General features: G+C 39.9%; 31 protein-coding genes, 1 tRNA gene and 1 pseudogene. 15 read left to right on the top strand and 18 right to left on the bottom strand.

Translation table 11 applies throughout. From position 1 onward, the window contains the following. Positions 1 to 18: 18 nt before the first annotated feature. Positions 19 to 492, bottom strand: coding sequence for a 6-carboxytetrahydropterin synthase (locus tag P9211_RS02935; protein WP_012195136.1), 474 nt, complete (start codon positions 490 to 492; stop codon positions 19 to 21). A 60-nt stretch (positions 493 to 552) separates the two neighbouring features. Between P9211_RS02935 and hisIE the strand changes: the two genes are divergently transcribed. The 5 genes from hisIE (at position 553) to P9211_RS02910 (ending at position 3,583) form a co-directional block, all read left to right on the top strand. Beyond that, complete coding sequence (gene hisIE, locus P9211_RS02930; protein WP_012195135.1) at positions 553 to 1,221, top strand: bifunctional phosphoribosyl-AMP cyclohydrolase/phosphoribosyl-ATP diphosphatase HisIE; 669 nt, start codon at positions 553 to 555, stop codon at positions 1,219 to 1,221. A 242-nt stretch (positions 1,222 to 1,463) separates the two neighbouring features. Continuing rightward, a complete protein-coding gene (locus P9211_RS02925) occupies positions 1,464 to 2,405 on the top strand; it encodes a sigma-70 family RNA polymerase sigma factor (RefSeq protein WP_041391052.1) in 942 nt (313 codons plus the stop codon). 107 nt (positions 2,406 to 2,512) lie between these two features. After that, a complete protein-coding gene (locus P9211_RS02920) occupies positions 2,513 to 2,878 on the top strand; it encodes a YkvA family protein (protein ID WP_012195133.1) in 366 nt (121 codons plus the stop codon). A 2-nt stretch (positions 2,879 to 2,880) separates the two neighbouring features. After that, positions 2,881 to 3,195, top strand: coding sequence for a hypothetical protein (locus P9211_RS02915; protein ID WP_012195132.1), 315 nt, complete (start codon positions 2,881 to 2,883; stop codon positions 3,193 to 3,195). 85 nt (positions 3,196 to 3,280) lie between these two features. Beyond that, positions 3,281 to 3,583 carry a c-type cytochrome gene (locus P9211_RS02910; RefSeq protein ID WP_430270479.1) on the top strand — a complete coding sequence of 101 codons (303 nt, stop codon included), beginning with the start codon at positions 3,281 to 3,283 and terminating at the stop codon, positions 3,581 to 3,583. Here the strand turns inward: P9211_RS02910 and P9211_RS02905 are convergent. After that, on the bottom strand, positions 3,559 to 3,828 hold the full coding sequence (locus tag P9211_RS02905) for a YciI family protein (protein ID WP_012195130.1): 270 nt from the start codon (positions 3,826 to 3,828) through the stop codon (positions 3,559 to 3,561). The genes P9211_RS02910 and P9211_RS02905 overlap by 25 nt on opposite strands. A gap of 101 nt (positions 3,829 to 3,929) precedes the next feature. Between P9211_RS02905 and P9211_RS02900 the strand changes: the two genes are divergently transcribed. Beyond that, a complete protein-coding gene (locus P9211_RS02900; protein WP_012195129.1) occupies positions 3,930 to 4,298 on the top strand; it encodes an AbrB family transcriptional regulator in 369 nt (122 codons plus the stop codon). A gap of 131 nt (positions 4,299 to 4,429) precedes the next feature. Here P9211_RS02900 and trpA read toward each other — a convergent pair whose 3' ends face one another. The 3 genes and pseudogenes from trpA to ndhL all read right to left on the bottom strand — a co-directional run. Beyond that, positions 4,430 to 5,245: a tryptophan synthase subunit alpha gene (gene trpA / locus P9211_RS02895; protein ID WP_012195128.1), complete on the bottom strand. Its 816-nt coding sequence runs from the start codon at positions 5,243 to 5,245 to the stop codon at positions 4,430 to 4,432. Positions 5,246 to 5,319: 74 nt separating this feature from the next. Continuing rightward, positions 5,320 to 5,643: a DUF3007 family protein gene (locus P9211_RS02890; protein ID WP_012195127.1), complete on the bottom strand. Its 324-nt coding sequence runs from the start codon at positions 5,641 to 5,643 to the stop codon at positions 5,320 to 5,322. 27 nt (positions 5,644 to 5,670) lie between these two features. Beyond that, positions 5,671 to 5,884 (bottom strand): annotated as a pseudogene (gene ndhL, locus P9211_RS02885) (NAD(P)H-quinone oxidoreductase subunit L); the annotation flags it as partial. Positions 5,885 to 5,961: 77 nt separating this feature from the next. Between ndhL and P9211_RS02880 the strand changes: the two are divergent. Next, positions 5,962 to 6,047 (top strand) — tRNA-Leu (locus P9211_RS02880). Positions 6,048 to 6,083: 36 nt separating this feature from the next. On the opposite strand, the gene pyrC is transcribed toward P9211_RS02880, so the two are convergent. Continuing rightward, positions 6,084 to 7,157, bottom strand: a complete 1,074-nt coding sequence (pyrC, locus tag P9211_RS02875; RefSeq protein WP_012195126.1) for a dihydroorotase — start codon at positions 7,155 to 7,157, stop codon at positions 6,084 to 6,086. Positions 7,158 to 7,300: 143 nt separating this feature from the next. On the opposite strand from pyrC, the gene P9211_RS02870 reads away from it, so the two are divergent. Further along, positions 7,301 to 8,383: a calcium/sodium antiporter gene (locus P9211_RS02870; protein WP_012195125.1), complete on the top strand. Its 1,083-nt coding sequence runs from the start codon at positions 7,301 to 7,303 to the stop codon at positions 8,381 to 8,383. Between the two features lie 59 nt (positions 8,384 to 8,442). On the opposite strand, the gene gorA is transcribed toward P9211_RS02870, so the two are convergent. Beyond that, positions 8,443 to 9,804, bottom strand: coding sequence for a glutathione-disulfide reductase (gene gorA / locus P9211_RS02865; protein ID WP_041391445.1), 1,362 nt, complete (start codon positions 9,802 to 9,804; stop codon positions 8,443 to 8,445). A gap of 45 nt (positions 9,805 to 9,849) precedes the next feature. Between gorA and P9211_RS02860 the strand changes: the two genes are divergently transcribed. Together P9211_RS02860 and P9211_RS02855 are read left to right on the top strand one after the other, a co-directional pair. Further along, positions 9,850 to 11,088, top strand: coding sequence for a glutathione S-transferase family protein (locus P9211_RS02860; protein ID WP_012195123.1), 1,239 nt, complete (start codon positions 9,850 to 9,852; stop codon positions 11,086 to 11,088). 22 nt (positions 11,089 to 11,110) lie between these two features. Further along, complete coding sequence (locus tag P9211_RS02855; protein WP_041391050.1) at positions 11,111 to 11,782, top strand: ParB-like protein; 672 nt, start codon at positions 11,111 to 11,113, stop codon at positions 11,780 to 11,782. Here the strand turns inward: P9211_RS02855 and dnaA are convergent. Beyond that, the gene (gene dnaA, locus P9211_RS02850) at positions 11,779 to 13,143 is read right to left on the bottom strand and encodes a chromosomal replication initiator protein DnaA (protein WP_012195121.1); all 1,365 of its coding nucleotides are present in this window, start codon (positions 13,141 to 13,143) and stop codon (positions 11,779 to 11,781) included. The two genes, P9211_RS02855 and dnaA, sit on opposite strands and share 4 nt — an antisense overlap. A gap of 285 nt (positions 13,144 to 13,428) precedes the next feature. On the opposite strand from dnaA, the gene P9211_RS02845 reads away from it, so the two are divergent. Together P9211_RS02845 and P9211_RS02840 are read left to right on the top strand one after the other, a co-directional pair. Further along, a complete protein-coding gene (locus P9211_RS02845; protein ID WP_012195120.1) occupies positions 13,429 to 14,130 on the top strand; it encodes a TIGR04282 family arsenosugar biosynthesis glycosyltransferase in 702 nt (233 codons plus the stop codon). After that, complete coding sequence (locus tag P9211_RS02840) at positions 14,061 to 14,771, top strand: TIGR04283 family arsenosugar biosynthesis glycosyltransferase (protein ID WP_012195119.1); 711 nt, start codon at positions 14,061 to 14,063, stop codon at positions 14,769 to 14,771. Before P9211_RS02845 ends, P9211_RS02840 begins: the two co-directional genes overlap by 70 nt. 38 nt (positions 14,772 to 14,809) lie before the next feature. Here P9211_RS02840 and P9211_RS02835 read toward each other — a convergent pair whose 3' ends face one another. The 3 genes from P9211_RS02835 to hisG are packed head-to-tail and all read right to left on the bottom strand — an operon-like array spanning position 14,810 to position 17,832. Continuing rightward, positions 14,810 to 15,358 (bottom strand): GNAT family N-acetyltransferase, encoded by a 549-nt coding sequence (locus P9211_RS02835; protein ID WP_012195118.1) that lies wholly within the window; start codon positions 15,356 to 15,358, stop codon positions 14,810 to 14,812. 24 nt (positions 15,359 to 15,382) lie between these two features. Then, positions 15,383 to 17,182, bottom strand: coding sequence for an ABC transporter ATP-binding protein (locus tag P9211_RS02830; RefSeq protein WP_012195117.1), 1,800 nt, complete (start codon positions 17,180 to 17,182; stop codon positions 15,383 to 15,385). Further along, positions 17,182 to 17,832 (bottom strand): ATP phosphoribosyltransferase, encoded by a 651-nt coding sequence (gene hisG / locus P9211_RS02825; protein ID WP_012195116.1) that lies wholly within the window; start codon positions 17,830 to 17,832, stop codon positions 17,182 to 17,184. Before hisG ends, P9211_RS02830 begins: the two co-directional genes overlap by 1 nt. A gap of 35 nt (positions 17,833 to 17,867) precedes the next feature. Here hisG and gloB point away from each other — a divergent pair, with 35 nt between their 5' ends. The 3 genes from gloB to P9211_RS02810 all read left to right on the top strand — a co-directional run bounded on the left by gloB (position 17,868) and on the right by P9211_RS02810 (position 19,377). Then, positions 17,868 to 18,629, top strand: coding sequence for a hydroxyacylglutathione hydrolase (gene gloB, locus P9211_RS02820; RefSeq protein WP_012195115.1), 762 nt, complete (start codon positions 17,868 to 17,870; stop codon positions 18,627 to 18,629). A 35-nt stretch (positions 18,630 to 18,664) separates the two neighbouring features. Then, positions 18,665 to 19,063 (top strand): Rid family detoxifying hydrolase, encoded by a 399-nt coding sequence (locus tag P9211_RS02815; RefSeq protein WP_012195114.1) that lies wholly within the window; start codon positions 18,665 to 18,667, stop codon positions 19,061 to 19,063. An 89-nt stretch (positions 19,064 to 19,152) separates the two neighbouring features. Continuing rightward, positions 19,153 to 19,377 carry a DUF3136 domain-containing protein gene (locus P9211_RS02810; protein ID WP_012195113.1) on the top strand — a complete coding sequence of 75 codons (225 nt, stop codon included), beginning with the start codon at positions 19,153 to 19,155 and terminating at the stop codon, positions 19,375 to 19,377. A gap of 20 nt (positions 19,378 to 19,397) precedes the next feature. Here P9211_RS02810 and P9211_RS02805 read toward each other — a convergent pair whose 3' ends face one another. The 7 genes from P9211_RS02805 to P9211_RS02775 form a co-directional block, all read right to left on the bottom strand. Then, a complete protein-coding gene (locus P9211_RS02805; protein ID WP_012195112.1) occupies positions 19,398 to 19,664 on the bottom strand; it encodes a 4a-hydroxytetrahydrobiopterin dehydratase in 267 nt (88 codons plus the stop codon). Between the two features lie 79 nt (positions 19,665 to 19,743). Next, a complete protein-coding gene (locus P9211_RS09995; protein ID WP_012195111.1) occupies positions 19,744 to 20,316 on the bottom strand; it encodes a BMC domain-containing protein in 573 nt (190 codons plus the stop codon). 49 nt (positions 20,317 to 20,365) lie between these two features. After that, positions 20,366 to 20,617, bottom strand: a complete 252-nt coding sequence (locus P9211_RS02795) for a carboxysome peptide B (protein ID WP_012195110.1) — start codon at positions 20,615 to 20,617, stop codon at positions 20,366 to 20,368. Beyond that, positions 20,617 to 20,877: a carboxysome peptide A gene (locus P9211_RS02790; RefSeq protein ID WP_012195109.1), complete on the bottom strand. Its 261-nt coding sequence runs from the start codon at positions 20,875 to 20,877 to the stop codon at positions 20,617 to 20,619. Before P9211_RS02790 ends, P9211_RS02795 begins: the two co-directional genes overlap by 1 nt. Position 20,878: 1 nt before the next feature. Continuing rightward, the gene (locus tag P9211_RS02785; RefSeq protein WP_012195108.1) at positions 20,879 to 22,408 is read right to left on the bottom strand and encodes a carboxysome shell carbonic anhydrase; all 1,530 of its coding nucleotides are present in this window, start codon (positions 22,406 to 22,408) and stop codon (positions 20,879 to 20,881) included. 7 nt (positions 22,409 to 22,415) lie between these two features. Continuing rightward, positions 22,416 to 24,773, bottom strand: coding sequence for a carboxysome assembly protein CsoS2 (gene csoS2, locus P9211_RS02780; protein ID WP_012195107.1), 2,358 nt, complete (start codon positions 24,771 to 24,773; stop codon positions 22,416 to 22,418). 105 nt (positions 24,774 to 24,878) lie between these two features. After that, a complete protein-coding gene (locus tag P9211_RS02775) occupies positions 24,879 to 25,220 on the bottom strand; it encodes a ribulose bisphosphate carboxylase small subunit (protein ID WP_012195106.1) in 342 nt (113 codons plus the stop codon). Between the last annotated feature and the right edge of the window lie 38 nt (positions 25,221 to 25,258).

Genomic DNA, 25,258 nt, shown 5'->3' with positions numbered 1-25,258 from the left:
CACTTAGGCAGGCTTAATTTAATCAAACCTAAACCATTCTGGAATTGCGTCAAAAAAACCTGAATTAGAATGATTTTCGATTGCTTGTGCTCGTGAGCAGCAAGTCCTGCCTCCATCTTTATCCAACAAAATTGAATTGGCCCATTCCCAAATTAACTTTGAGGTATATTCCATGCCAACATTTTCCATAACGCGTAAATCTAAAGCCTCCTGAGAGGAAAGATCCTCCCAAACAGAAAGCAAAGGGTCATCAGTATTAACTAGAAATGTATGATCAAATTGTTGTTTTAATTTTTTTTCTAGTAATTGCAAACTAGAAAAATCAACTACAAACCCATGTGCGTCCAACGACTTTGCGCTAAACCAAAAAGTAAAGCTTCGGCTGTATCCATGAACAAATCGACAATGACCTGGATGCTTCCACTGTCTATGGCAACAAGGGAACCCTTCGAAATGCTTGCTGCAACTGAAGTTCGAAACCTGATTAGACATCTAATCCATATTTAAGGAGACTAAGAGAGGATTCAAGCTAAAAAAATCCTGCACAAGAATATGATGCAAATGAACCAAGATTTCATAAAAAAACTTCGTTTTAATGAAAACGGATTGATCCCAGCAATTGCTCAAGATTGGCTTGATGGTGCAATCTTAATGCTGGCTTGGATGAATAAAGACTCTTTAGAGAAAACGATTCAAACGGGCCAAGTACATTACTGGAGTCGCTCGAGGGAAAAACTTTGGCTAAAAGGTGAAACTAGTGGAAATATTCAATGGCTTAAAGCTATTCGATACGATTGTGATGCAGACGCAATACTCTTAACTATTGAGCAAGTTGGCTCAGGGGCATGTCATACAGGCGTAAGAAGCTGTTTTTTCCAAAACGAAAACACAAAGTCTGAACAAAGTCCGATCTCTTTACCACCACCCTCTGATGCTTGTACTGAGGTTTTTAAGGTAATTACCAAAAGAACCTCAAATCCAGAGGAAGGAAGCTATACCAATAGTCTGTTGAAAGCAGGTGACAATGGAATACTTAAAAAGATCGGAGAAGAAAGCGCTGAATTTGTAATGGCCTGCAAAGATAATGCACCTAACACAATCGCCAATGAAGCCGCAGATCTGATCTTTCATTTACAAGTTGCTCTTGCATACCACGAAGTTGATTGGAGAGATGTACTAGAGGTTCTGGCTCTTAGAAGAAGTAACAAGCAAAGAAAGTAATCACTGCTCTAGATTTCAAAGGAGAATCTTAGCCCCACTGTTACAACTCAATAGGTTCCAGGGTAGGAAGATACTTAAAACGAAGTTCCTAAATAAAGGAACTAAAACAGTAATATGCCCGAAAAATTAACTGGCCAAATGCAGGAAATTAGTTAAAACCAAAATATGAATTTGGAACTATTCATTACAACCTAGAAAAGTTAACATTTTCGACCTACATTTTAAGAATCAAGGAGGTACAAATCGTGAGTTCTTTAAGTGACTTTCTTGGAGAGATCGGTCGCCATCATCTATTAACCCCAGAAGAAGAACTCACGATGGGTAGGAAAGTCCAAGCAATGGTAGCTCTACTCGAAAAGAGCAAGCTTTCAGAAGGCAAAGGGGAAGCATGTGAATATACAGATTTAGAAAGAAGAACAATCAGGCAGGGAGAAAGGGCAAAGAATCAAATGATCACATCAAACCTCAGACTTGTAGTAAATCTTGCAAAAAGATATCAAGGGAAGGGGCTTGATCTACTTGATCTAATTCAAGAAGGTACCCTTGGTCTAACTAGGGCAGTAGAAAAATATGATCCTAAGCGAGGCCATAGATTTTCTACATATGCTTATTGGTGGATTAGACAGGGTCTAAACAGAGCACTTTCTACTCAAAGCAGAACTATAAGGATTCCTGTAAACATCAATGAAAAACTTACTAAGCTTCGTGCTGCAAAATCACAATTAATGCAAGCCAATGGCTTGACTCCCTCGTCAGAGATGCTTGCAAAAAAAATGCATCTTTCTAAAGAGGAAGTGGAAGAACTTCTGGAATGTGAGCTTCGAAGTATTACAGTCAGTTTGCAAGGAGTAGTTCAATCGAAATCTGATCCCTCAGAGTTAGGAGATGTGCTGCCTAGCGAGGAAATACCTCCTATGGAAGTAGCAGAGTTGGCAGAGCGAAATGATTCGGCATGGTCATTACTTAACAAAGCCAATCTGACCCCTAAAGAGAGAACAATTGTCAGCCTACGTTTTGGCCTTGATGGATCAAATGAATGGAGAACACTTGCAGAAGTCGCCAAGCACATGAACTGCAGCAGGGAATATTGCAGACAAGTTGTTCAAAGAGCACTAAGGAAACTTCGAAAAACAGGTATCCAAAGTGGCCTTGTTGAAGTAAACCAAGTGAACCAAGTGAACTAATAGTTTATGAAAACTCCAAATAAGCTTTTACTTAATGACCTTACTAATCTTGTGAAGCTTTTAGGAATCAATCTACTAAAGCCTTACCAGAAATAACTCAACAAAATATGCAACCAGACAACGAACAACCCCAAGAAATTTTTGAAGCAGAAGTAATTGATAGCTCAGTTATTGATGAAGGTGTCTTTAGGAAAGTTCTAGTGAGGGCTGGACGCGTTATCGCAAAACCAGCTTTAGAAGCTTTTGAGATGGTTTTGGATACATCTACACCTGCCCAAGCAAGAGTTTCCTTACTCGCAGCCCTCACTTATTTAATAATGCCAATCGATTTGATGCCAGATTTCATCCCTATCGCAGGGTTTAGTGATGATCTGGTTGCACTAACTGCTGTAATAAGTCTATGGAGTAAGCACATGACACCTCAAATAAAGAGTAGAGCCCGTCGAAAACTTGACACTTGGTTCCCACTTTAAAGATGTCTAAATGGACAAAAAAAATTGAAGACGATCTAACACTTTTAATCAAAGATTGGCTTAAGCAGCAAAATAAAACACAAAAAGATCTTCGTAAGAGTCTGAACGCAAGTTCAGAAAGGATGCCTGCTTTAATAGCAATTCTACAAAAAGAATACTCACAAGGCGGATTACCAAAACTTGTCTCTAGGCTTTGTACTATTGAAAATGATTGGGCAAGCAATAACGATATATCGGGTAAAGAACCAACAACTTCTGATCCTTTTGGGCAGCTAGACCTTCTATTAGAAGAGCTCAAAGAAGATTGTAGTAATTAAGATGAAATTCTTAATTTTGCTTAAACAAATTATTCTTAATTCCCTCCAAACCTTTGAAATCGTGGTTCTTATTTTACTGTTTTCATTGTCAATACTATTTCTTCCTAGTGGGAGTTTTGCTCTTAGTGAAATGGATGGAGAAAATCTCTTCATAAAACATTGTTCAGGCTGTCATATAAATGGTGGAAATATAATTCGTAGGAATAAAACCTTAAAGCTAAAAGACTTACAACGTAATGGGATAGATACTCCCGAGGCAATTTCTAAGATTGCACGTGAGGGTATTGGAATTATGAGCGGTTATGAAGAAGTTCTAGGAGAAGGAAGAGATGAGGTTTTGGCACATTGGATATGGAAACAATCTCAGAAAGCTTGGGTCCAGGGATAAACATCTATAGAAGTCCATATTCCCTCCTTCCAGTAAATATCACTTTCTAAAAGTTTCTTTACCTCTTCAAGTGTCTTAGCTTGAAAGATTCCAAATACATAACGAGTACATTTAGTGGGACCTAAGGTTATGAGTATCCCTTGATCCTTGAGTTTAGAAAGCCTATCTAGATGCTGATCACGAAAAGGTGCACGCTTTGCAATAGCATTTTCACAGTATGTTCCAAAAAGTACAAATTGCTCCATCAATTCAAAGATTAAAAATCCAATGAAACTTACTATTAATGATTGCACAATTGGCAGGCTAATTGCTATGTTATTTAGGTAGATCAATTTATTACTTAATTATGCTCACTGGTAGCGACCTACTCACTAAAGTCAAAGAACTTGGTGATGTCAGTAAATCAGATCTTGTTCGTGCATGTGGATATGTATCCAACAAGAAGGATGGTGGCGAGCGACTAAACTTCACTGCTTTTTACGAAGCTCTACTAGAAGCTAAAGGTGTAAGCCTAGGAGCAACTGGTGTGGCCGGTATTGGCAAAGGTGGTAGAAAGCTTAGTTATGTTGCAACTGTTCAAGGCAACGGCAATCTTTTAATTGGTAAAGCATATACAGCTTTACTAGATCTAAAGGCTGGAGATGAATTTGAAATCAAACTTGGCCGTAAGCAGATCAGACTTGTTCCAGCTGGTTCAGAAGATTCCGACGATTAATCAAATTCGTGTGACTTGTAATTTACGCAAGACCACATAATTTTAGAACTTTAAAGCTTAAGGCCCTGGAATGTATCTAGGGCTTTTTTATTGCCAAGTAAAAACCTGCTCTTCTTTTTTAAGTTTTAACATTAACCTGCTGCTTTACGCAGCTCACTACAAAAATTACCAGCATCATCAACTGCACATCCAGGAGCTGAATTTGAAATCCTTTTTACTAATGCGCTACCAACAATTGCTCCGTCGCCCCCCCAATTCTTAACTTGAGCAACATCTTTAGAGTCGGAAATTCCAAAACCAACAGCAACAGGACTTGGGCCAAATTCTTTTAATTGTTTAATAAGAGACTGAACACGATTTTCTAATCCAGAACGCTCTCCAGTAACACCAGTAACACTTACCAGATAAGTAAAACCATTGCTTTTGCTAAATATCCTCCTCATTCTTTCATGAGGTGTGGTAGGTGCAACTAAAAGAACCAAATCTAGCCCTTTTTCTGAAGCAATTGGAGACAATTTATCGGCTTCTTCCAATGGCAGATCAGGTACAACCAAACCTGCAGCTCCTGCAGCAGAAGCCTCATCACAAAAACGTTCCATACCGCGATTAAGCAAAGGATTGCTATAAGTAAAAAGCACTAAAGGAATAGTTAGTTTTCCCCTCAAACTATCCAACATTTCTAAAACTCGTCCTGGCGAAGTACCCGAAGAAAGTGCACGCGATGCTGCTAACTGAATTATTGGACCGTCTGCAAGTGGATCACTATATGGAATGCCCAATTCAATAATGTCAGCTCCTTTTTCCTGTAGCTTTAACAAAATTTCTGCCGATGTTTGTAAGTCTGGGTCACCAGCCATAACAAAAGGCATTAATGCAATACGTCCTTCTTTCTTTAACTTTGCAAAGCATTGGCTAATGCTTGAGTTTTTTACAGATTGATTACTCAAAAGATTTTCCTGCCCAGTGATTAATGAAGATTTCTATAAGAAAAGCAGAAAACTTTGAAAAAGCATCTGCTAAATCATTTTTTATCAATTTCAAGCTCATTGATTAAGCGAATCTTCTCTTCTTCAGACATTGAATCAAATTTCTCTTCAAGAGAAGTTTTGGTTAACTGTTCGTATGCCTTTCTATAACGTTTCCGTTGTTCCATAAAAGTCATTTTACCGCTAACCACTCGGTAGAAATATGAACCTATCCAAGCTATAATCAAACAAACAAGAACTGCTTCCGAGGCAATTCCTGCCTTTGATCCATCCAGCCCTAAAGCAAGAAATATTCCATAGCCAACTGCACCTATAAAGAATGCAATTAACCCAATCTGAATAACATTAGTGCGAGTCAATTGCTAAATCTCTCCTTGCCCACGAATTCTTAGGTTTAAAAAAGGAGCAAATAAAATCAAACCAAGGAAAAAAAAGGAAAACCAACCCATATAGGCACAATCTTTCAAATTTATTCATAAAGTTCCATCGTATATTCATCCAAAAGTAAAGAAATAATGGGATTACCACCAAGTATAAAAAGCCAATAATTCCGTATGCTCCCAATACAAGCAAGGAGTTGCTGGCAAATTGGCTGGCCATAACAAATAAAGACACTATGAGAAGATCTACTCTATAAATCTAATATCAAGTTAGAGGTTGTCACCCAACCTTCTCAAGGGAGCATGGCGGAATTGGTAGACGCAGCGGACTTAAAATCCGCAGGTCGTAAAAGGCTGTGGGGGTTCAAGTCCCCCTGCTCCCATCTCAAGTAAAGAAGAAAAGTACCGTTCTTGGATTCCTAGTTCTCTTTTGGAGAGCTTATGGACCAACTTAAGGATTCACCAGCATGAAATGGGACTAAGTATTCATTTTTTGAAAATGACGAGTTCAAGTTGAATCGAATTGGCACTATATGAGCATTCTTTTTTAAAGTTATTGAAGTTTGATTGAGAGGCAATCCATAAAAAGCAGGTCCAAATTCACTGGCAAAAGCTTCTAACTTCTCAATAGCACCTTCTTGCTCAAATACCTCCGCATAACTTTCTATCGCATTTAAAGCATTAAAGATGCCTGCACAACCACAAGAGCTCTCCTTTGAAGACCTCAAGTGGGGGGCAGAGTCTGTTCCCAAGAAAAAACAAGGCTCTCCACTTGTTACTGCACGACGTAAGGCAAGGCGATGCCGCTCCCTTTTTACTATTGGCAAGCAATAAAAGTCAGATCGAATACCACCTTGAAACATTGCATTTCGGTTTATATGTAAATGGTGAGGAGTTATTGTTGCCCCCAACTTTGCGCTACTTGTTTTTACATATTCAACAGCGTCTTCCGTTGTGATGTGTTCCAAGACAACAGTCAACCTGGGGAAACGCCTAAGTAAAGGGTCTAAACAACGTTCTATAAAAACAGCTTCTCTGTCAAAAATATCTATATCTGAATCAGTCACCTCCCCATGAATAAGTAGAGGGATTCCAACCCTCTCCATCATCTCTAACGTCGAATTAATCTTGCTTATATCACTAACGCCATGAGCAGCATTCGTTGTGGAATTTGCTGGATATAATTTTGCTGCAAAGAATACTCCTTCTTGGAAACCTTCTCTTAGAACATCTGGAGAAGTTTCATCCGTAAGATATGCCGTCATAAGAGGGGTAAAAGCATAATCCTTTGGTAATGCTTTAAGAATCCTTGATTTGTACTCAATCGCACTCTTAATACTTGTAATCGGTGGGGAGAGATTTGGCATCACAACAGCTCTCTTGAAAACTCTTGCACTAGGAACAACAACAGCATTTAAAAGCTCATCATCTCTAAGATGCAAGTGCCAATCATCCGGTTGGCGGAAAGTAATTTGATGTTGGGACAAATTCAAATCAGTCAGTCCCAAATGGGATCTGTAGATTAAATAGCATTACTCTAAAAATAACTTGAATATTTACTAAAGCGAACAGCTAAGTTAAATCCTTTTGAAAGTAGAGCTGAAACGCAAAAAACAACTATCAACTTTTAATCGCAATGTCCACATTCATGCAATCATCTCTAGAGATAATTACAGGGATAATCTTACTTTTTGGCGGCGGTGAGCTCTTTGTTCAAGGTGCTACTGCACTTGCATTGCTACTTGGGGTACCTCAATTGGTCATAGGGCTCACAGTTGTCTCACTGGGCACTAGCGCACCCGAGCTATTCGTAAGCATGGGATCAATTTTGAAGAATTCAGATGCAATTGCTGTAAGCAATGTTGTTGGAAGCAATATTTTTAACGTCTTAGTAGTACTTGGCAGCAGTGCGCTAATCATGCCATTAAAAGTCGAAAGTCGTCTTGTAAAAAGGGATGTTCCTCTGCTTCTTGCGATATCAACAGCAGTCTGGGGCATGGCATCTTCAGGTCAAATAACCTGGCAAGCAGGATTAGCTTTATTAGTCGCATTAGTTATTAACACAATATGGGAGATTCGCACTGCTAGAGAAGAACCTCTAGGCATCAAAGAAGCAGAGCCAGAAATAAACATTAATCATGTCTCAATTGGTTGGTCAAAAGCAATTATTAACATAATAAGTGGGATAGTTTTGCTGGCATTGGGGTCTAATCTATTGGTTTCAGGTGCAAAGTTTTTAGCAAGTTCCTATGGCTGGAGTGAAGCAATTATTGGGTTAACGATAGTTTCTGCAGGCACTTCAATGCCTGAATTGATAACATCATTAGTAGCATCTATTCGTGGGCAAACTGATCTGGCAATTGGAAATGTAGTTGGAAGTAGTTTACTGAATCAACTGCTTGTACTTGGAAGTTGTGCCCTATTCTCAGGATCGAAAGGGCTAAATGTTGAGGCAATATTAATAAACAGAGATTTCCCAATAATGGTGCTTACTGCGTTAGCTTGCATGCCAATATTCTGGACAAAAGGGAAAATAAGCAGGCGAGAAGGTGGGATCTTATTGGCTCTTTATATTGTATATTTAGCTGATCAAGTTCTTCCTCATACTCTTCCAACAATGCATAATGAATTCCGTTTTGTCGTAATATTCTTTATACTTCCAATAACCTTAATTGTAATTACTTTTAAAACAGTAAAGTACTGGTTAAGGTTTAGATAATTTTTATGCAGGTTTTAGCCGCCTATCTTAATTTAGATATAATTTGTATTTGGTAATTACTAACGCATAGTTACAAATTCTTCTGCAATAGTTGGGTGAAGAGCCATTGTTTGATCAAAATCAAGTTTTGTAGCGCCCATAGAGATAGCTATTGAAGCCATCTGAATAATCTCTGCAGAATGTTCCCCAGCCATTTGGCAGCCTAGAATTTTATCAGTTTTAACATCAACAACTAATTTTAGTAAGCATCTCCTCTCACTTTTCTGAAGTGACTGTGACATTGGTCTGAATTTCGAGCGGTATACCTGTACATTTCCTCCCCCAAACTTATCTAAAGCCTCATTTTCAGAAAGGCCAATAGAAGCAATCTCCGGCTTACTAAAAACTGCCTTAGGAATCAAGTTATATTTGACTTTTCGATGTGTACCAGAGAATAAATTATCTGCCAATACTCTACCTTCTTCAACAGCTACAGGAGTTAGTTGTACATGACCTGCGACATCTCCAATAGCAAATATATTCGCAATATTTGTAGCATTTCCTGAATCAACTTTAATTCTTTCAGCCTCTTGAACTATCCCTATCTTATCTAAGTTCAAACCATCTAAAAATGGTTTTCTGCCAGTAGCAAAAAGTACCCCTCCACAATCAATAGCTTCATTACATTGGAGCAACACTTTCAAATCTCCTTGGCATCCTTCCAAAGCAGACAAAGTTTTCTGAAACTGTAAATCTATTCCTTCTTTTCGCATATTCTCTTCTAAAAACAACGAAAGCTCTTGATCAAACCCCTTTAATAAAGTATTTCCTCTAACCAATTGGACCACCTCAACCCCTAAACCGTTCATAATGCATGAAAATTCGCATGCAATAAAACCTGCTCCGACGATTACAACTTTTTCAGGCCAATTTTTCTGTAAAAACATATCGTCACTTACCCATCCCAATGCAGCCCCTGGGATGTCTGGTCGCACAGGCCTTCCACCAACAGCAATTAAAATATTTCTTGCATGAATTTCTTTATTTTTTTTCGATTTATCAGAACTTATTACCGAGATAGATGTTGGGCTAGTTATGCTCCCCCATCCGGAAATGATTTCTACGCCAGACTTTTCAAGCAATTCTACATGGAGTCTATTTAAACGATCCACCTCTCTTCTGACATTATTCAACAAGACACTTGAATCTATGCTTGATCTTGAGATCTCAATACCAAAATAATGAGAATCTTTTAGGTATTCATCATATTGAGATCCATATACCAGCAATTTTTTGGGAACGCAGCCTCTTATTACACATGTGCCACCTACTCGATCTCCTTCAACAATTGCAACTCGAGCACCATGACTAGCTGCCCTCTTTGCAGCCGCCAGGCCTCCCGATCCTGCACCTAAAACAATTAAATCAAAAGTATCTTTCAAAAGATTCAATCCAATTACTCACTTCCTCAATTCTCCTACTGATTCATGAAAGAAAACATAAATGCCCTCACTTGGGAAGAACTTTCAAAATTCTCAACCAACGAATCTGATCTTACGAATGGCCCAAACACTCCTTATGCCTCAAAAAGGCTTTTTGGTCATAATGATGAAGATATCAAAGTAACTCTTTTCAGGGATTATCATGCTTGGTGTCCCTATTGCCAAAAAATTTGGTTATGGCTTGAGTGGAAAAAAATTCCTTACTTGGTCAAGAAAGCATCCATGCGATGCTATGGGCAAAAGGAGGAATGGTATTTAAAAAAAGTCCCATCGGGGATATTTCCAGCAATCGAAATAAATCAAAAGGTTGTCACCGAAAGTGATCGAATACTCCTATTACTGGAAAGTATTTTTGGCCCTTTAGGCATGCAAATGGAGCATCCCGAGATAATGGGTCTTAGAAGGCTAGAGCGAAGACTCTTTCAATCTTGGTGTAAGTGGCTTTGTAATCCCTCTTTTAACAACTATCAAGAGTCTAAAAGAGAAAAGCAATTCATACTTCTAGCAAAAGAAGTGGATGTGTACCTCTCTAAAAATAATAGTCCTTGGCTAAATCCTATAAAAACCGGCTCAGAAGAATCCCTACCAGGGAGTGTTGACGTAATTTTTATTCCTTACTTAGAGAGAATGAATGCATCACTTGCTTACTACAAAGGTCTAAATCTACGTAAGGAATTTCCACATATCAATCAATGGTTCAGAGCTCTAGAAAAGCTTGATACATATAGAGGGACTCAAGGAGATTTTCATACACACGCTCATGATCTTCCTCCTCAAATGGGAGGATGTTGGACCAATAAGAACCCAAAACAAGAAAAGTTCTCTAAAGACATAGATCTTGGCCACGGACTCGGAGATTATGAGACGTCCTTCCAAAATTCACAATCTATTTCTCCAGAAGAAATTGCTCTTGGAAGAGTTCTTAAGCATCGCGTACCTATAATGAAAGCGAATCCGATCGGTCCTTCATTATTAGATCAGCCGTTACGAGCAGCTCTAAGCACAATGATTACAGGTCAGCAATACGTCCCCAATAAAGGAACTGCCTTAGGGTTACGCTACCTAAGAGATAGGATCTCTGTACCTAGAGACATGCCATTACTTTCGGCTAGAAAGCTTCGACAAGCCCTAGAGGCAACCGCTATTCTAGATGGTCCAGAGCAAGGTCCAGCCATACCTATACGAAATCGTTTCGACCAAGACCCTTCACCCTTCCTTAAATAATAAGAATCTGTTCAGAATATTTATGTTCAAAAAATTCCAATTTACTAGATCTGAATACAAGCAGATCTCAACTCCGAGTTCAGAAAGCGATCTCTTCAAGGTCCAAGTCAAGACTCTTTTGCCTACTCAAATGTGTATAGGCCTCGCAGAGGTGATCAACAGGAAAAAAGACTTTTTGATTGATAACAAAAGGGAAATACTTGAATACCTTAAAACAAAGCCTGTTCCTTTAGTAAGCAATGGTAATGGCAATTTTTGGATGCTAGATCGACACCATCGACTAAGAGCACTACTGGAAGCAGACGAGCATGCAGAAGCTTATGGATACATAGTCACAGAGGTCAAAACGAACCAAGTATCTCATATGCTTGATTTTCTTGATGAGCAAGGCTGGCTATATCTTTATAACAGTAGGGGTTTAGGGCCTCACCCTACGAAATACCTTAAGGAAAATCTTCTCGAGCTAGAGGATGACCCTTACAGGAGCCTTGTGTGGAAGCTTAAACAAGAAGGAATAATAAAAGCAAAGCCTTTAATCCCTTATCATGAATTCAGATGGGCTGCCTGGCTAAGGAAACGGCCTCTGCCTCCTTTTAATTCAAGAAATCTAACTCCCGCACTAACAAAAGCTCGCAAATTTACAACTTCTCAAGCAGCCTCAAGCTTAGCTGGGTGGACAGGAGATAAAATTTAGCGTTTACGTCTAGAATCGATTTGCAATAAATCTTTTACCTTTTGAACTTGACTAGCAAGTTGCGGATCAGTAGATAACTTCTTTTCAATCTGTTCAATCGCATACATAACTGTTGTATGGTCCTTCCCCCCAAACACTTCTCCAATCCTCGGAAGACTGAGGTCTGTACCATGTCGCATTAAATACATACCTACTTGCCTCGCTTGACTGACTGGTCGACGTCTACTGGAACTGCACATTTCATCTGAGGTAACAGCAAAGACTTCAGAAACTTTTTCCATTACTTGCTTAGGAGTAACTTCAACGCCTTGACCATTAGGGTCTAACATTGGAGCTATTGACTCAACGGTCATTGGCAAGCCAGTAATAGAAGCAAAAGCGACAGCCCTAGTAAGAGCACCCTCAAGCTCCCGAATGTTTAAAGTAAATCTGCCGGCAATAAACTGAATTAAGTCTCGAGGCAATCTAACTCTGTCCTGTTCTGCTTTCTTCTGCAGAATTGCCATCCTTGTCTCTAAGTCTGGAGCCTGAACATCAGCAATCAAACCCATTGAGAATCTCGAAATTAAACGCTCTTGCAACCTAGGGATCTGATTTGGAGGTCTATCACTAGCTAAAACAATCTGAGTGCCAGATTCATGCAGAGCATTAAAAGTATGGAAAAACTCCTCTTGCGTATACTCTTTACCCTCAAGAAACTGAATATCATCAACAAGTATCAAATCAGCAGCTCTATATTTATCCCTAAATGACTGCATTCCATCTTGCCTAATTGCAACAATCAAATCATTAGTAAAAGTTTCAGTCGAAACATATGAGACTTTAGCGCCAGGGTCTATTTCAAGCCGGTAGTGACCTATTGCCTGCATCAAATGTGTTTTACCTAAACCAACACCACCACAAATAAAAAGAGGATTAAACTCCTTCGCTGGTGCTTCAGCTACAGACATTGCAGCAGCATGTGCTATACGACTATTAGGCCCAACTACAAACCTATTAAAAACATATCGAAGATTTAAGGCAGGCTTTGAATCTGTCTTTTTTGAATCACCAGGAGGATGAAAAGCTGGGATGGATATTCTTGGTGGTAAAGAGGCTTCGGATTTCTGAATATCATCTTTTACCTTAACGATGACTTTTACTGATTCGCCAATAACAGCTTCAGCTGCCTCTTCAATTGCTCTCGAATAGTTATTTGTCAACCATGCACTAGAAAAGTCATTTGCAGCGAGAAGAGTTAGTTCTCCTCTCTCAAAATTACAAAATGTAGTTGGGCTGATCCAAGTCTCGTAAGAAGGCTTACTTAAATTGCCCCTAAGAGACTGCTGAACTTTGACCCAGACCTCATTCCCCGTTAGCACTTTTACCCTCTGATTAGACGATGAATTTAAGCATTTATTTGTTAAAAGGGATTCTTTGTTCAGAAGATGAGATTTAAAAAGATGTTCTCAAAGGCACAAGACTTCTTATAAAGCTGCTTCCCCACTGAAAAATAGAAGGTGATGTACCAATGAATAGACTGACAGATTAGGCTGAATCTGCAATTAAGAATTAGTGCAGACCACCCAGAGAATCACCCCAAGTAGTACAAATCGATTGCATGGATGATTTTTTAATTCATTCGACCCACGTAAGGCCCTTTAGCGATGCCAAAACCAGTTCTTGTAATAATGACCAGATGGCATGCTCCATATCGCTGTAAGAGAAGGCTTGCGCAAGAAATAGGCGCCGAACAAGCTGCATTGATACAAAAAAAATTAACCATTCACACAATCTCTGTAGCCAAGACAATGCAGAAAAAAGGGTTTATAGATTTAAGATTGGCCATTGAAGGAATTGGATTCAACAAAATCAAACAAGTAAGTAAAGCCTTTGGCATAAAGGACGCATTACCACAAGGAGAAGGGAATTTGGGAGTAAAAATGAAGCGGCAAGTCCAAAAAATACAAAAAAGAAATGTGCGCAACAATAGGAATGGATTGGCAACAATAATTATAGGTACAGATTTACCTAGTCTTTGTGAACTAGATCTAATACAAGCTTTAAAGAAATTAGACAAGGCAGACATGGTTCTAGGACCTGCTCAAGATGGTGGATATTGGTTATTAGGCTTGGCCGGCAAATCAATTAACCCTTTAACAACCACCCCATTTGATGGTATTAAATGGGGTACAAGTTCAGTGCTAAAGCAAACAATAACCAAAGCGAAAAAGAAAGGGATATGTTATGAGTTAGTTAATTATAAAAATGATCTTGATCAAATTGAAGATCTTGAACCATGGCTGAAATTAAAAGATTCCCAAGACTCTCTATTGTTATACCCACCGTCAACGAATCTGAAAGGTTAGCCATACTTCTAGCAGATCTGTCTATATGTGATTATGAATGCGAATTAAATATTGTTGATGGTGGCAGTTCAGATCAAACCATTTCAATAGCTCAGCTATTTGGAGCAAAAGTCTTCCGCATGGGAAAGCCTAATCGAGGTGCTCAATTACATCAAGGAGCTTTATTTGCAAAAGGCGAATGGCTACTTTTTCTTCATGCAGATAGCAGAATGGAAAAAGATTGGTCAAAGAAAATGGCCAAAGTAATAGAAAAAACATCTTCCAAAAATTATGCATGGTTCTTTCAGTTTAGAGTCAATAAAAAATCCCCAATATTCAAAATATTAGAGCTCGCTGTTCTGCTAAGGAGCAATATATTTAAAGAGCCTTATGGCGACCAAGGACTACTCCTAAGCAAAGAACTTTATTTCAAACTAGGTGGTTATAAAGAAATACATATTATGGAAGATATCGATTTAATTCAGCGTATTTCTAGACTGAACAAACTTAAAGGGTTAAAAGCAAATCTCATAACTGATGCTCGTAGATGGGAAAAAGTTAGCATAATTAAAAACACAATTAGAAATGCATTGCTTAGATATCGATGGTCAAAAGGAGAAGACCCTGAAAAGCTATTTAATGAATACTATTCTATTAAATAGATCTTAAATATTGCCTAAAAATAGTGCCAATCGTTTTACTAATTTGAGTACCAGAATGCACATCGTTTTCCTTTGTATTCCAGCAACCATCCCTGACTTTTGTAGAAGCTAACAACACCAGGGTCTGCAAATAAAGTAACTCTACCAACACCCATTTTCTTCAGATTTTTTAGTATATAGCTCATCAATTCTTTACCTAAGCCAGCACCTTGGTATATAGGGTGTATCGCTACATCCCAAACAGTTGCATCAACGAAACCATCACCTGTGCATCGAGCAAAGCCAACTAGTCGAGGAAATCTTGAGTCATGCCGCCACAGACCTACTTTCAGCAAACTATTGTCCAAGGCTTTCTTAACTCTCCTAATTGGCCTCCGACTCCAACCAACCGATTGCAGCAATTGTTCAAGCTCAATTAAATCAAAAGCTCTTGACTGGCTAAAAATAAAAGCAGTCTCCTTATCCGATGACTTACATTCACAAAAATCTGATCCATATATCTTTTCCATTTCAACATCTTCAAATAAACTGTTATTACCCTCCGACGAGCCAAGTAGTTTTCTCCAGGAACTATTTCTAATAATCATTAGGTAAAAAACATATTGACTGGTTCAAAGTCTCGCGAGGCCCCTTTCCTGTAATTCGGCCAACTGTGCATAAAGACCTCCTTGAGAGCGCAATTGGACATGAGTGCCTTCTTCTATCAATTTCCCTTTTCGCATCACAAGAATACGGTCAGCTGATTCCACAGTCGCAAGGCGATGAGCAATTACCAATGCTGTTCTTCTATCAAGTAACCGTTCTAAATCCGTTTGCAAAGTTGCTTCGGTAGAAGGGTCCATAAATGCAGTGGCTTCATCCATAATCAAGACATCTGGATTGCGAATAGCGACCCTAGCAACAGACAATAGTTGCCTTTCCCCAGAAGAGAGATTCCCACCTCGTTCTCTTAACAAGGTATTTAATCCATTAGGCAATCGCTTTAACAAAGAGTTCAGACCGAGCTCACCACATATTGCCTTTAGTCTTTCATCATCTATAGAAGAGTCTAAGCGAAGATTATCCGAAACATTCCCACTAAATAAAAAAGTATCTTGAAGAACCACTCCAAGCTTTCTACGAAGTGTTTGCAAAGGAATTTCTCTGATATCAATACCGTCTATAAGTATTCGTCCTTTCTGTGGCTCATATAAACGACAAAGCAATCTAATTACTGTTGTTTTACCTGATCCAGTTGGACCAACCAAAGCAACGTGCTCTCCTTGAGCAATTGTAAAGCTCAGGTCACTAATGATTTGCTCATCTGACCTATATGCAAAGCTTACGTTATCAAAAACAACTTCCCCCTTTGCTAGAGGTTCTAAAGAGTTATCGTCTACCAAGGGAGAGACATTTCTGGCTCCATAGTCGACAATCTCTACCTGTTCTTCTAATAACTCCCCAATCCTTTCTACAGCTGTTAAACCTCCCTGAATCTGAGTAAACCTTTCGGCTAATTGACGTAAAGGTTCAAAAAGTCGTTGAGAATAAAGAATAAAGGTTGTAAGTGTACCTAAGCCCATTGATCCAAGTGTGACCAACCAGCCTCCTAGAACAATAACAAGTGCCACTACAACTAAAGAAACCCATTCAACGAATGCAGAAATACTGCTGTCATAAAAAATAGTGCCATTCACCGCTTTTCTATAAGCCATTCCAGTTTTGTTGAATGATTTCCCATTCAACAATTCCCGTCGAAACATCTGCACAACTTCAATACCTTGCAAATTTTCTTGAAAATCTGCATTTAATTGTGAGAGCTCTTCACGAACTTGATAGTTTGCCCTTCTGTATCTTTTTTGGAGCCATAGAATCAGCCAGATCACTGGTACTTGAGTAAGTAATAACAAAAGCCCAAGCTTTAAATCAATTAAAAGCATCGTTATTGCAATAACCAAAAGACTGACAACGTCAGCAATTACACCTACAGCGCCACTTCCAAAGACCTCTGATAAAGCATCAACATCGCTTGTAAGTCGTGTTAGTAATTTACCCACAGGCATTGAATCGTGATATCTCAACGACAAGGCCATCGCATGAGAAAACAAGTCAGCTCTGATACGGGCAGTTAATCTTTGACCAACCCTCTGAATGTTGTATGACTGATAGCCCTGAAGAGCTAAGCGCAAAAGAACAGATATCAATAGAGAACCAACTAAAAACCTTATAGAAGCTTTGATTGATAAACCATTGAGCAATGAGAGAGTGGGCTCACCTTTCAAGACACTTATTGCTTGACCAACCAAAAGAGGCTGAATCGCTCCTGCAAGTGCCACAGGGATCATGATCAGAAGGATTATTGAAAGACTTCTTCTGTCCTTCCGAAGATATGTACCAAGTCGCTTAAGTCTCTGGAAATCCTTAAAAAACATTATTTAAAGGGAATTGATTTGTCATTAGTGTTCATCGCCTCGACAACAGAACGAAGGTCACCAGAATCTAAACGTAGCGAGAGTGGATGCCCAATTAACCGAGCAGTTGAGTCAAAAAGATGATCAATTTCAATTAAGCCATTTTCACGCAATGTCCTTCCAGTAGCGACCAAATCAACAATCGCCTCTGCCATTCCAGTTAATGGCCCTAGTTCCACTGACCCAGTCAAATGGACCAACTCGACTGGTAAATCAATATCTTCAAAGAAGCGTCTAGCACAATTTGTAAATTTACTAGCAACTCGGCAATGGGCAGGCAAATCAGCGGCTGATCTGTAATGACTGGTTTCCTTGACTGCTACAGCCATATGACACTCCCCAAAGCTAAGGTCAACTAAATTAGCGACTGGCATCTGATGCTCACTCAACACATCAAATCCAACAACACCTAATTGTGCTTGACCGTAAGCAACATAAACAGGAACATCCCCATTTCGAACCAACAATGCTTTCGCACGGCCACATTCTGATGGCACCATCAATTGACGGTTACTTGGATCTAATACAGCAGAAAAATCTAAACCCGCCTTAGCGAATCTTGTCACAGAATCTTTGAGCAATGCTCCTTTGGCCAAAGCAACAGTAATCATGAACTCAAGTCGAACTTAAATGTCCTTTGGAAGATATGACACAAGAAAAAAAAGATTTCACAATCCATGCTCTTCCTGTGCTGAAGGACAACATTATCTGGATTTGGGAAGCAAGCGGTCAAGCTGTCGTAGTTGATCCAGCAGTGTCGGAACCAGTAAAAGAATTCCTTAGCCAAAATAATCTAGCCCTCAATTCAGTATTACAAACCCATCATCATGATGATCACATTGGTGGAACAAGAGATCTTATAAGTAATTGGCCATCAGCCTCAATCATTGCCTGCAAAACTGATTTAGAACGAATACCTTTTCAAACTCATTCAGTAACTGATCAAGAAGTTTTTACTCTATTTGGGTATTCAGTCAAAGTATTGGAAGTGCCTGGACATACAAGAGGACATGTTGCTTATTATCTATCTGATACCAACGCAGACAACAGAAACCCAGCTCTCTTCTGTGGCGATACATTATTTGCTGGGGGTTGCGGGAGATTATTTGAAGGCACTCCCCATGAAATGTTTAAGTCACTCAAGCTGCTGAATTCATTGCCATCAAATACAAAGATTTATTGTGCTCACGAATATACAGAATCAAATCTTCACTGGGCGAATCATCTATACCCTGAAGATTTGTTAATAAAAAAACGCCTGGAATACGTTTCATCCCAAAGAGCCAATGGACTCTTAAGCCTCCCTAGCACCATTGCTGAAGAAAGAAAAACAAACTTATTTTTTCGCGCAAGGACTCTTGAGCAGTTCTCTCAATTTCGAAAGCATAAAGATAATTGGATGAGTTGAAAGATAGCTTTAATGATTTAAATCAGTAATTTCCTATGACACTTCCTTCAAAAAGAGCAGTCGAGACAAAATTTGCCCCTTCTCCTGTAGGTCCCTATAGCCAAGCAGTCATTGCGGGAGGATGGCTTTTTTGCTCTGGACAAATTGGATTAGACGCTTCTACTGGGTTAATAGTTGGAGAAGGGGATATCGAAGCAGAAACCCGCCAGGTTATAAAAAATCTATTGGCTGTTCTTCACGCATCAAATGCCAAGGCATCCCAAGTAATAAAGACCAATATTTATCTAATTAACTTAAAAGACTTTGAGTTAGTAAACAAAATTTACGCAGAGGTATTTAGTCAAGAAATTAGCCCTGCAAGGGCTTGTGTTGAGGTATCAGGACTCCCGAAAGGGGCATTAGTGGAAATCGATTGCGTTGCGTGGTTAGGTTGAAATCCAATGAAAAACCAATAATTATGAGAGGTTAAGTTTGCAAGTCGGCCACTCGATTGTCTAAATTAAATCTTGAACTGCGACAAGTTATGTCCGCAGCAAAGCTGACAATTGGTGAACTTGAAGCAGGGTACCCCCTCTACTGCAAGGCCTTAAGGCGCCTTCTAATTCAAGGAAGAACTGACCAAGAGATTCAAAGGACTGTCTGTTGGGGGCACCTTGAAACACTCAACCGGTGCCTACCAGGACGCTACAAAGCTCCTGCTTATTTAATGGCCTTGATCAAAAGGGATATTGAGGAACCAAAAAATTAAAGTCTTTAGAATCAACTATTTTATTGGCAGATTTGATCTATTTTTGAGGCAAGTTTCTTGTCATCATTACTAATTTCATCTGTTTCACCTTCATTACCAGAAGCCAAAGTCAAATTTACATAGGTTTTTCCAAAACTAATGTCAGGATAACGTTTTAGAGATTCGCAAAGCTTACCTAACTCATCTAAGAAATTCCTAGTTGCCTCATAACTTTCAAACTCAAATCGCCTTTCTAATCGAACAGGGCGAGTCCTTTCTTTCCATTGATGCATAAGTGGACCAAGCATTTACTTATATGAAGCTATAACAATCTGCCTATATTGAACAAAAAAGTCGTTTTATCGAAAAAGCTATAGCAAGCTTTTGTTATGAGCGACGAGAAGCTCCGCTTGATTTAAGTGCCGGCTCAACTTCTATGTGAGGCCTAGCAATAATGTGAGCAGCAACAAGTCCATCACCTACTCTTTCACAAGCGTCAGCACCTGCACGTACTGAAGCATTTACAGCTCCTGTTTCACCTCGAACCATCACTGTCACATAACCTCCTCCCACATATTCTCTGGCCACCAAACTTACCTCAGCTGCTTTGGTCATTGCATCTGCCGCCTCAATAGCAGGGACCATTCCACGTGTTTCTATCATTCCCAAAGCAATTCCTTGAATAGAAGAGGAGCTTCCTGGAAAGGATTTTAGAGAATCTTTGGAAGATCCACTTAGTCCTCCTGAAGATTTTGAAGGCTTAGACTTCGATGCTGTTTTGTTACTTGTACTACTTGCTGAAGTTACTTGCCGTGTACCAGGATTAGACCCTGCACTTTTCGAAGAATTACTCTTAGTAGTAGCCGGTTCTGGTACAACGTCAACTATTTGATTCGCTGGATCTAAAGAGCTTTGTGTTTTTGCTGTCCTAGGATTACGACGTGGAGAAGTGTTAGCCATTTAATTAAGAGAAAGTGTGATTTGAAAAGGAATTTCCATAGCCCTTGGACTAACCGTCAGGACTCCAAAAATCAATAATGCCTCCTATCGTAAGATCTGTTTGGGTTGCAGGGTTTGGGCAAGCAAATCTCGCTGCTGAACCACTTGCAGTGAACACCCAATTACCTTCACGAGCACCAACCGGATCAACCGCAACAAACTGCTTGCCTTTATTATTCCGAAGAATTCGTAAATTCATATGACCCAATCCCTCAACTCGTTGAGTACAAACCAAACGCCCCATAACTTGCATGATTTCCATTAACTTGTAGACCCAGCGGTAGGTTCCCAGTGATCAATAATCCCGACAATTGTCAAATCACTTGGATAGGACTTACTTCCAGCAGCCTCTCTTGCTGCAGAACTCCCGACGCAAATAACCCAGTCATCTGGCTTACACCCAACAGCATCTACAGCTACTTTCCTAGAAGTGCCATCTAAAACAACCTGTAAATGCTTATGCTCAAAACCAGGTATGCGATTGGTTGAAACAAGTGGTTTTAAAACCTTACAAATCAACATGTCAATGTGCCTCCTGAAGTGTAGGTTTAAGAGAAGACCCTACAACCTCTGCAGGCCCTTTTTTATCTCGGTCACGAATAGTAAGGCAAGTATGCAAAAGGCCATCATCTACTAGAGCTCGATAGCGGAAAGTTATAGCATTGTCTACCCTTTTACAATCTTGCAATGCCCTGTCTCGGGCTCCAGGTACTTTCCCCGAATAATCAAATCTAATAACTACTGGGATAGGAAGATCTCTAGAGACATTTAATCCCTTAAAAATCTTGATGCCTACATCCAAATCCGGTGCCCCCTCTTCAACAGTATCAAGATGTGAAAAGTAGGTAAGGTTACGAAGATGTACTTCTTTAAAACCAATACCTACACCAATAAAACGTTCTGCATGACCTGAATCTGGATAGGGTCCGTTATGAAGGTGAGATACGTAATCAAGTTGAGAGATATTGTTCTCTATTAATCTAGAGATGAAACTAACCATGCCAGGTGCTATATCTCCAGGAGCACTTCTCTTAACTGTATCGATAATCTTTAGTCGAGCTTGATCAATTGAAAGGTGCTTTGTCTCCTCATAAATATTGGCAACAGAAACCCATTGGTCAAGAACAATCTTTTTAGTTGTATCTGGAACATGAATACGTATTGAATCTGTATCTGTATCAAGCCCTATCAACAATATTTCAACTGAAGCCCCACAGCAGAAACTATTTTCAACTGACTCTTGAAAGTCAAGCAAACGTTGAAGGCCTGCTTTTGCTGCTTCTTCATCATTACTACCATGGGCCGCACAACCTTGATGGGAAGGATCAAGTGAACTAAAGTGGTAAATAACTACTTTTAAGTAACATGTGGATTCATTCGTAAAATTTGGTACCCCTTCTCTATAACGTTTGTGTTCTGTTTTAACCCAACGATTCACAGTGTTTTCTATATCAAATAAAGCACCTGCATGGGACCTTCTCCTAACTGAACTAAAAGGAATGCGTAAGGCATAAGCAATTGAATGAGCCAGTCTGCCATCAGCGCATGGAGTGACATCTAATAAATGGAAGCCACATTCTAAAAGAAAGTCTTGAAATGCTTTTGCCTCATTACTATCTTCTGAGCCATTTAAAGGGTCAGAATTAAAAAACTGATTACTTAGATGTTGATGAGATTGAAATACACACCAAGCGAACAAAGCCCTCATATCGAGAGGGCGAACCCAAGCCTTGTCCAAAATATGCTTTGGAAGTTGAAAGCCTAATTCTTGGCTTGCGAGTTGTTGTGCACAGTCAACAAAATCTTGTTCATGCTGAAGAGCTGAAACCTTCTGAAGAAATGGAACAATCTTGTCAAATCTTCCTTTGACTTGGATTTCATAATCTTGAAGTTTTTTGTTAGCAGAAAGGTTAGTAAGCGGATGAACCTCAGAATTATTTATTTGAAAAGTTTTTGATTCTGATGGTGACTGATCAATAGTCATATAACGCTTACTAGGAGCCGTAGGGCTTAGTAAGCGTGTTTTATTTTTGGCCGAATTTCGATAGGCCATAAACTACCTACCCCCTTGCTCCACCTGAAAAAGTAACAAGTTGTCCTTCTCTTGTGTTTCCACTAGAACCTGTAATTAAAAAGTCTGGTTTTGATATTTCCTCATTTCTTTTTAAATCTGAAGCAGGCATGGCATTCATTGCTCCGGGTCGAGATGGATTTCTTCGCCTAGCAGAAGCACCCTCAGTCCCTGTAACTCTGTCACCTCTGGCCCAATCATCTCCAGTAATATTCAAACCGGCAGATTGTCCTTCACCTGTAATCCTAGATGTAGGACGTGATCCATTTTCTTCACCACTTTGAGTGTCTGCTGAAGGTATCGATTGTTTTTGACGCTCATTTCTATCAAATCTAAATTGCTCTGTGCCAGTCACTTTATTAAAGGCCATATCAAAAGGGCCTGTAATATTTGCACCTTTCTCATAACTAGTCCCAGTTACACCAGAAATATCTTCACGGGCTAATTGGGCTGCTCTTGCTGGTGACTTAACACTAAATTTTGTACCTATAGAGGATTCAGAATTTTCGTGATACTCATGGCTACCTGAAGGGATGTTTTGGCCACAAGCTTCTACAAGCTGATCAGCACCAACATAAGGAGTACCAGTCAAAGCTTCACAAGCTCCTTTGTCCGCTCCAGTCATTACTCCACCCACTCCAGGTTGTATCCCAGTCATAGGAGCTCCAGGGGTACCTAATCTCCTTGGGGTTCTCTGTTTGATCTCATCTATCGAACTTGCACTGCACAATTGTCCTGCATCTTCTACCCCTGCATAAGGAGTACCTGTGACTGACTTACAAGTTCCAGGCTCATCTCCAGTGACAAGAGCTGAACGTCCTGTCATGGTTCCACTAACAGACTGAGATTTATTAGTAACACTTAAACCAACTTTCCCTGCTTCTGGCTGGGGCCTTGAACTACAGAAAGAGTCAAACTGCTGTGAACCTACATACTCATCTCCAGTGACATGCCTGCAACTGCCTGGCTCATCCCCAGTAACAGATGATGCCCTACCAACAGCTGTACCAGTAACACTAGAGCCGCTAAGTGTATTTAAAGAGCTTACTTTTGTAGCTGATCTACCATCAGGCAAAGGATCGGCTCCAAGGTACTGATCTCCAGTTAGGTTTTTGTCTGTACCAGCCTCATTACCTGTAACTTTTTCTGAACGACCAACCATTACACCGCTAACTTTTCGACCATCCTGAGTAATACTTTGACCAACCTTACGAGGTGAAGCTTCAACACCACCGCAATAAGCAGTGGATTGATTAGCAGAAATATATTCAGTACCTGTCAAAGCCTTACAAGTTCCTGGCTCATCACCTGTTACTTTTTCTGATCTGCCAACTTCGTTACCAGTAACTCTATTACCATGAGATGTATTAGTTACAGCAACCTTAGAAGGCTGATTATAAGAAGGTGGAGCCTCACAAAAGGTATTTATTGTATCTGCACCAAGGTATTGGGTTCCTGTTATAGAACGACAGGTGCTTGCCTCATTACCAGTAGTCTTTATTGATCTATTGGCTTGCGTACCAGTAACAACCTGTCCAGATACTGTCTGACTAGAACCAACCTTCCAATGAGCATCTGCAGCGGCAGCTTGCTTGGAACCATTTTTATTAGGGCCACATGGTCTTGTAGCACTTGATCGCTGCTTACCAGTAGCACCACTCTTACTACGTAACTCTCTTACACGCTGAGATATATCACGACTACTTAAGTCCGGATTCCCTTGGCGAGCAACAGCAGCCGCAGTCGTAGGCTGTTTGGAAGCAGATTTACCATGTTTAGATAACGCTTCACGTCTTGCTAAGACAAGTGCTCTGCTTGAGTTTTGAATAGCTTTTCGCTTGGTTAATAGTTTACGACTGGAAGCCTTAGAGCTAATGGTTATATTTCTGGGTCTTTCAGCAGAAGAACTTAAAGCTTTCTCTGCTGCACAAGGTTCACAACAAGCATTTACTTCCTGATTGGATGCACCTTCAGGAGAACGTGTAGTGGCGTTTTTTTCAACATCAATTCTTGTTCGATCTTTGCTCTTATCTGCAGACTTACCTCGAAGAGAAAGCGCTTCTCTACGAGCGAGTACAAGTTCTCGGCTAGGATTGGCAATACGTTTAAGGTTACGATTTGTCGAATGGCTACCAGACTGAGCTGTAGAGAAAGAGGAAGTCGAATGAACCTTGTTAATGACAGCATTAGAGTTCTTTACCGATGTATCGGTCCTTGTAGAACCAACATCATCAGCTGTCCTAACGCGATTAGGACTAGATGCACTTAATGAAGAGGCCTTTTTACCTCCTGTACTGAGAGCCTTACGGCGCTCAAGTGCTAATTCTCGACTTGATTGTTTTGCCATGTCCGCCCTTTAGAAAAATCGTAAGGAATGAAGAATGGAATCTCCACTAAGGAAACTAGATAGCCTCGAAAGAATCGAGGCTAAAAGAAAATAGGTAACTGAGAATCAGCGACCTTCGAAAACCACGAAGCAAGTGCCCTGACTTTGGGTATAAGCGTCGTAACCAACCATTCGAACATGGTGGTCAGGGTATGCGCGATGACAAGCTTCTAGCTCACTAACTACAACATTCAAATCCTTCTCTCCAAAGAAAGGTAACTTCCAATAAGACCAGTAGGTCTGCATAGAGCCACTTGGATGAACGTGTTCAATGACAGGGCTCCAGCCCTGAGCAATGATGTAAGCAATTTGGTCGTAAATTTCGTCCTGGGTCATCGGCGGTAAGAAGCCGAATGTTTCCAGGGTGGCAACTGTCTGATAGTCACCAACTGTGCTCTGGAAAGGCATGATGAACGTTGATTAGGGAATGTTTTGGGGCCGAAAAT

The sequence above is a fragment of the Prochlorococcus marinus str. MIT 9211 genome, from assembly GCF_000018585.1.
GTDB lineage: Bacteria > Cyanobacteriota > Cyanobacteriia > PCC-6307 > Cyanobiaceae > Prochlorococcus_D > Prochlorococcus_D marinus_B.
The sequence above is the reverse complement of the archived record's forward strand: the minus strand, read 5'-3'. Positions and strand labels throughout refer to the sequence as shown.

Excerpts from the sequence above, each read along its gene's own strand:
- P9211_RS02935 (WP_012195136.1), bottom strand. The coding sequence starts at position 492 with ATGTCTAATCAGGTTTCGAACTTCAGTTGCAGCAAGCATTTCGAAGGG.
- hisIE (WP_012195135.1), top strand. The coding sequence starts at position 553 with ATGATGCAAATGAACCAAGATTTCATAAAAAAACTTCGTTTTAATGAA.
- P9211_RS02920 (WP_012195133.1), top strand. The coding sequence starts at position 2,513 with ATGCAACCAGACAACGAACAACCCCAAGAAATTTTTGAAGCAGAAGTA.
- P9211_RS02915 (WP_012195132.1), top strand. The coding sequence starts at position 2,881 with ATGTCTAAATGGACAAAAAAAATTGAAGACGATCTAACACTTTTAATC.
- P9211_RS02905 (WP_012195130.1), bottom strand. The coding sequence starts at position 3,828 with ATGGAGCAATTTGTACTTTTTGGAACATACTGTGAAAATGCTATTGCA.
- P9211_RS02900 (WP_012195129.1), top strand. The coding sequence starts at position 3,930 with ATGCTCACTGGTAGCGACCTACTCACTAAAGTCAAAGAACTTGGTGAT.
- P9211_RS02870 (WP_012195125.1), top strand. The coding sequence starts at position 7,301 with ATGTCCACATTCATGCAATCATCTCTAGAGATAATTACAGGGATAATC.
- P9211_RS02860 (WP_012195123.1), top strand. The coding sequence starts at position 9,850 with ATGAAAGAAAACATAAATGCCCTCACTTGGGAAGAACTTTCAAAATTC.
- P9211_RS02855 (WP_041391050.1), top strand. The coding sequence starts at position 11,111 with ATGTTCAAAAAATTCCAATTTACTAGATCTGAATACAAGCAGATCTCA.
- P9211_RS02845 (WP_012195120.1), top strand. The coding sequence starts at position 13,429 with ATGCCAAAACCAGTTCTTGTAATAATGACCAGATGGCATGCTCCATAT.
- P9211_RS02840 (WP_012195119.1), top strand. The coding sequence starts at position 14,061 with ATGGCTGAAATTAAAAGATTCCCAAGACTCTCTATTGTTATACCCACC.
- P9211_RS02835 (WP_012195118.1), bottom strand. The coding sequence starts at position 15,358 with ATGATTATTAGAAATAGTTCCTGGAGAAAACTACTTGGCTCGTCGGAG.
- P9211_RS02830 (WP_012195117.1), bottom strand. The coding sequence starts at position 17,182 with ATGTTTTTTAAGGATTTCCAGAGACTTAAGCGACTTGGTACATATCTT.
- hisG (WP_012195116.1), bottom strand. The coding sequence starts at position 17,832 with ATGATTACTGTTGCTTTGGCCAAAGGAGCATTGCTCAAAGATTCTGTG.
- gloB (WP_012195115.1), top strand. The coding sequence starts at position 17,868 with ATGACACAAGAAAAAAAAGATTTCACAATCCATGCTCTTCCTGTGCTG.
- P9211_RS02815 (WP_012195114.1), top strand. The coding sequence starts at position 18,665 with ATGACACTTCCTTCAAAAAGAGCAGTCGAGACAAAATTTGCCCCTTCT.
- P9211_RS02810 (WP_012195113.1), top strand. The coding sequence starts at position 19,153 with ATGTCCGCAGCAAAGCTGACAATTGGTGAACTTGAAGCAGGGTACCCC.
- P9211_RS02805 (WP_012195112.1), bottom strand. The coding sequence starts at position 19,664 with ATGCTTGGTCCACTTATGCATCAATGGAAAGAAAGGACTCGCCCTGTT.
- P9211_RS09995 (WP_012195111.1), bottom strand. The coding sequence starts at position 20,316 with ATGGCTAACACTTCTCCACGTCGTAATCCTAGGACAGCAAAAACACAA.
- P9211_RS02795 (WP_012195110.1), bottom strand. The coding sequence starts at position 20,617 with ATGGAAATCATGCAAGTTATGGGGCGTTTGGTTTGTACTCAACGAGTT.
- P9211_RS02790 (WP_012195109.1), bottom strand. The coding sequence starts at position 20,877 with ATGTTGATTTGTAAGGTTTTAAAACCACTTGTTTCAACCAATCGCATA.
- P9211_RS02785 (WP_012195108.1), bottom strand. The coding sequence starts at position 22,408 with ATGGCCTATCGAAATTCGGCCAAAAATAAAACACGCTTACTAAGCCCT.
- csoS2 (WP_012195107.1), bottom strand. The coding sequence starts at position 24,773 with ATGGCAAAACAATCAAGTCGAGAATTAGCACTTGAGCGCCGTAAGGCT.
- P9211_RS02775 (WP_012195106.1), bottom strand. The coding sequence starts at position 25,220 with ATGCCTTTCCAGAGCACAGTTGGTGACTATCAGACAGTTGCCACCCTG.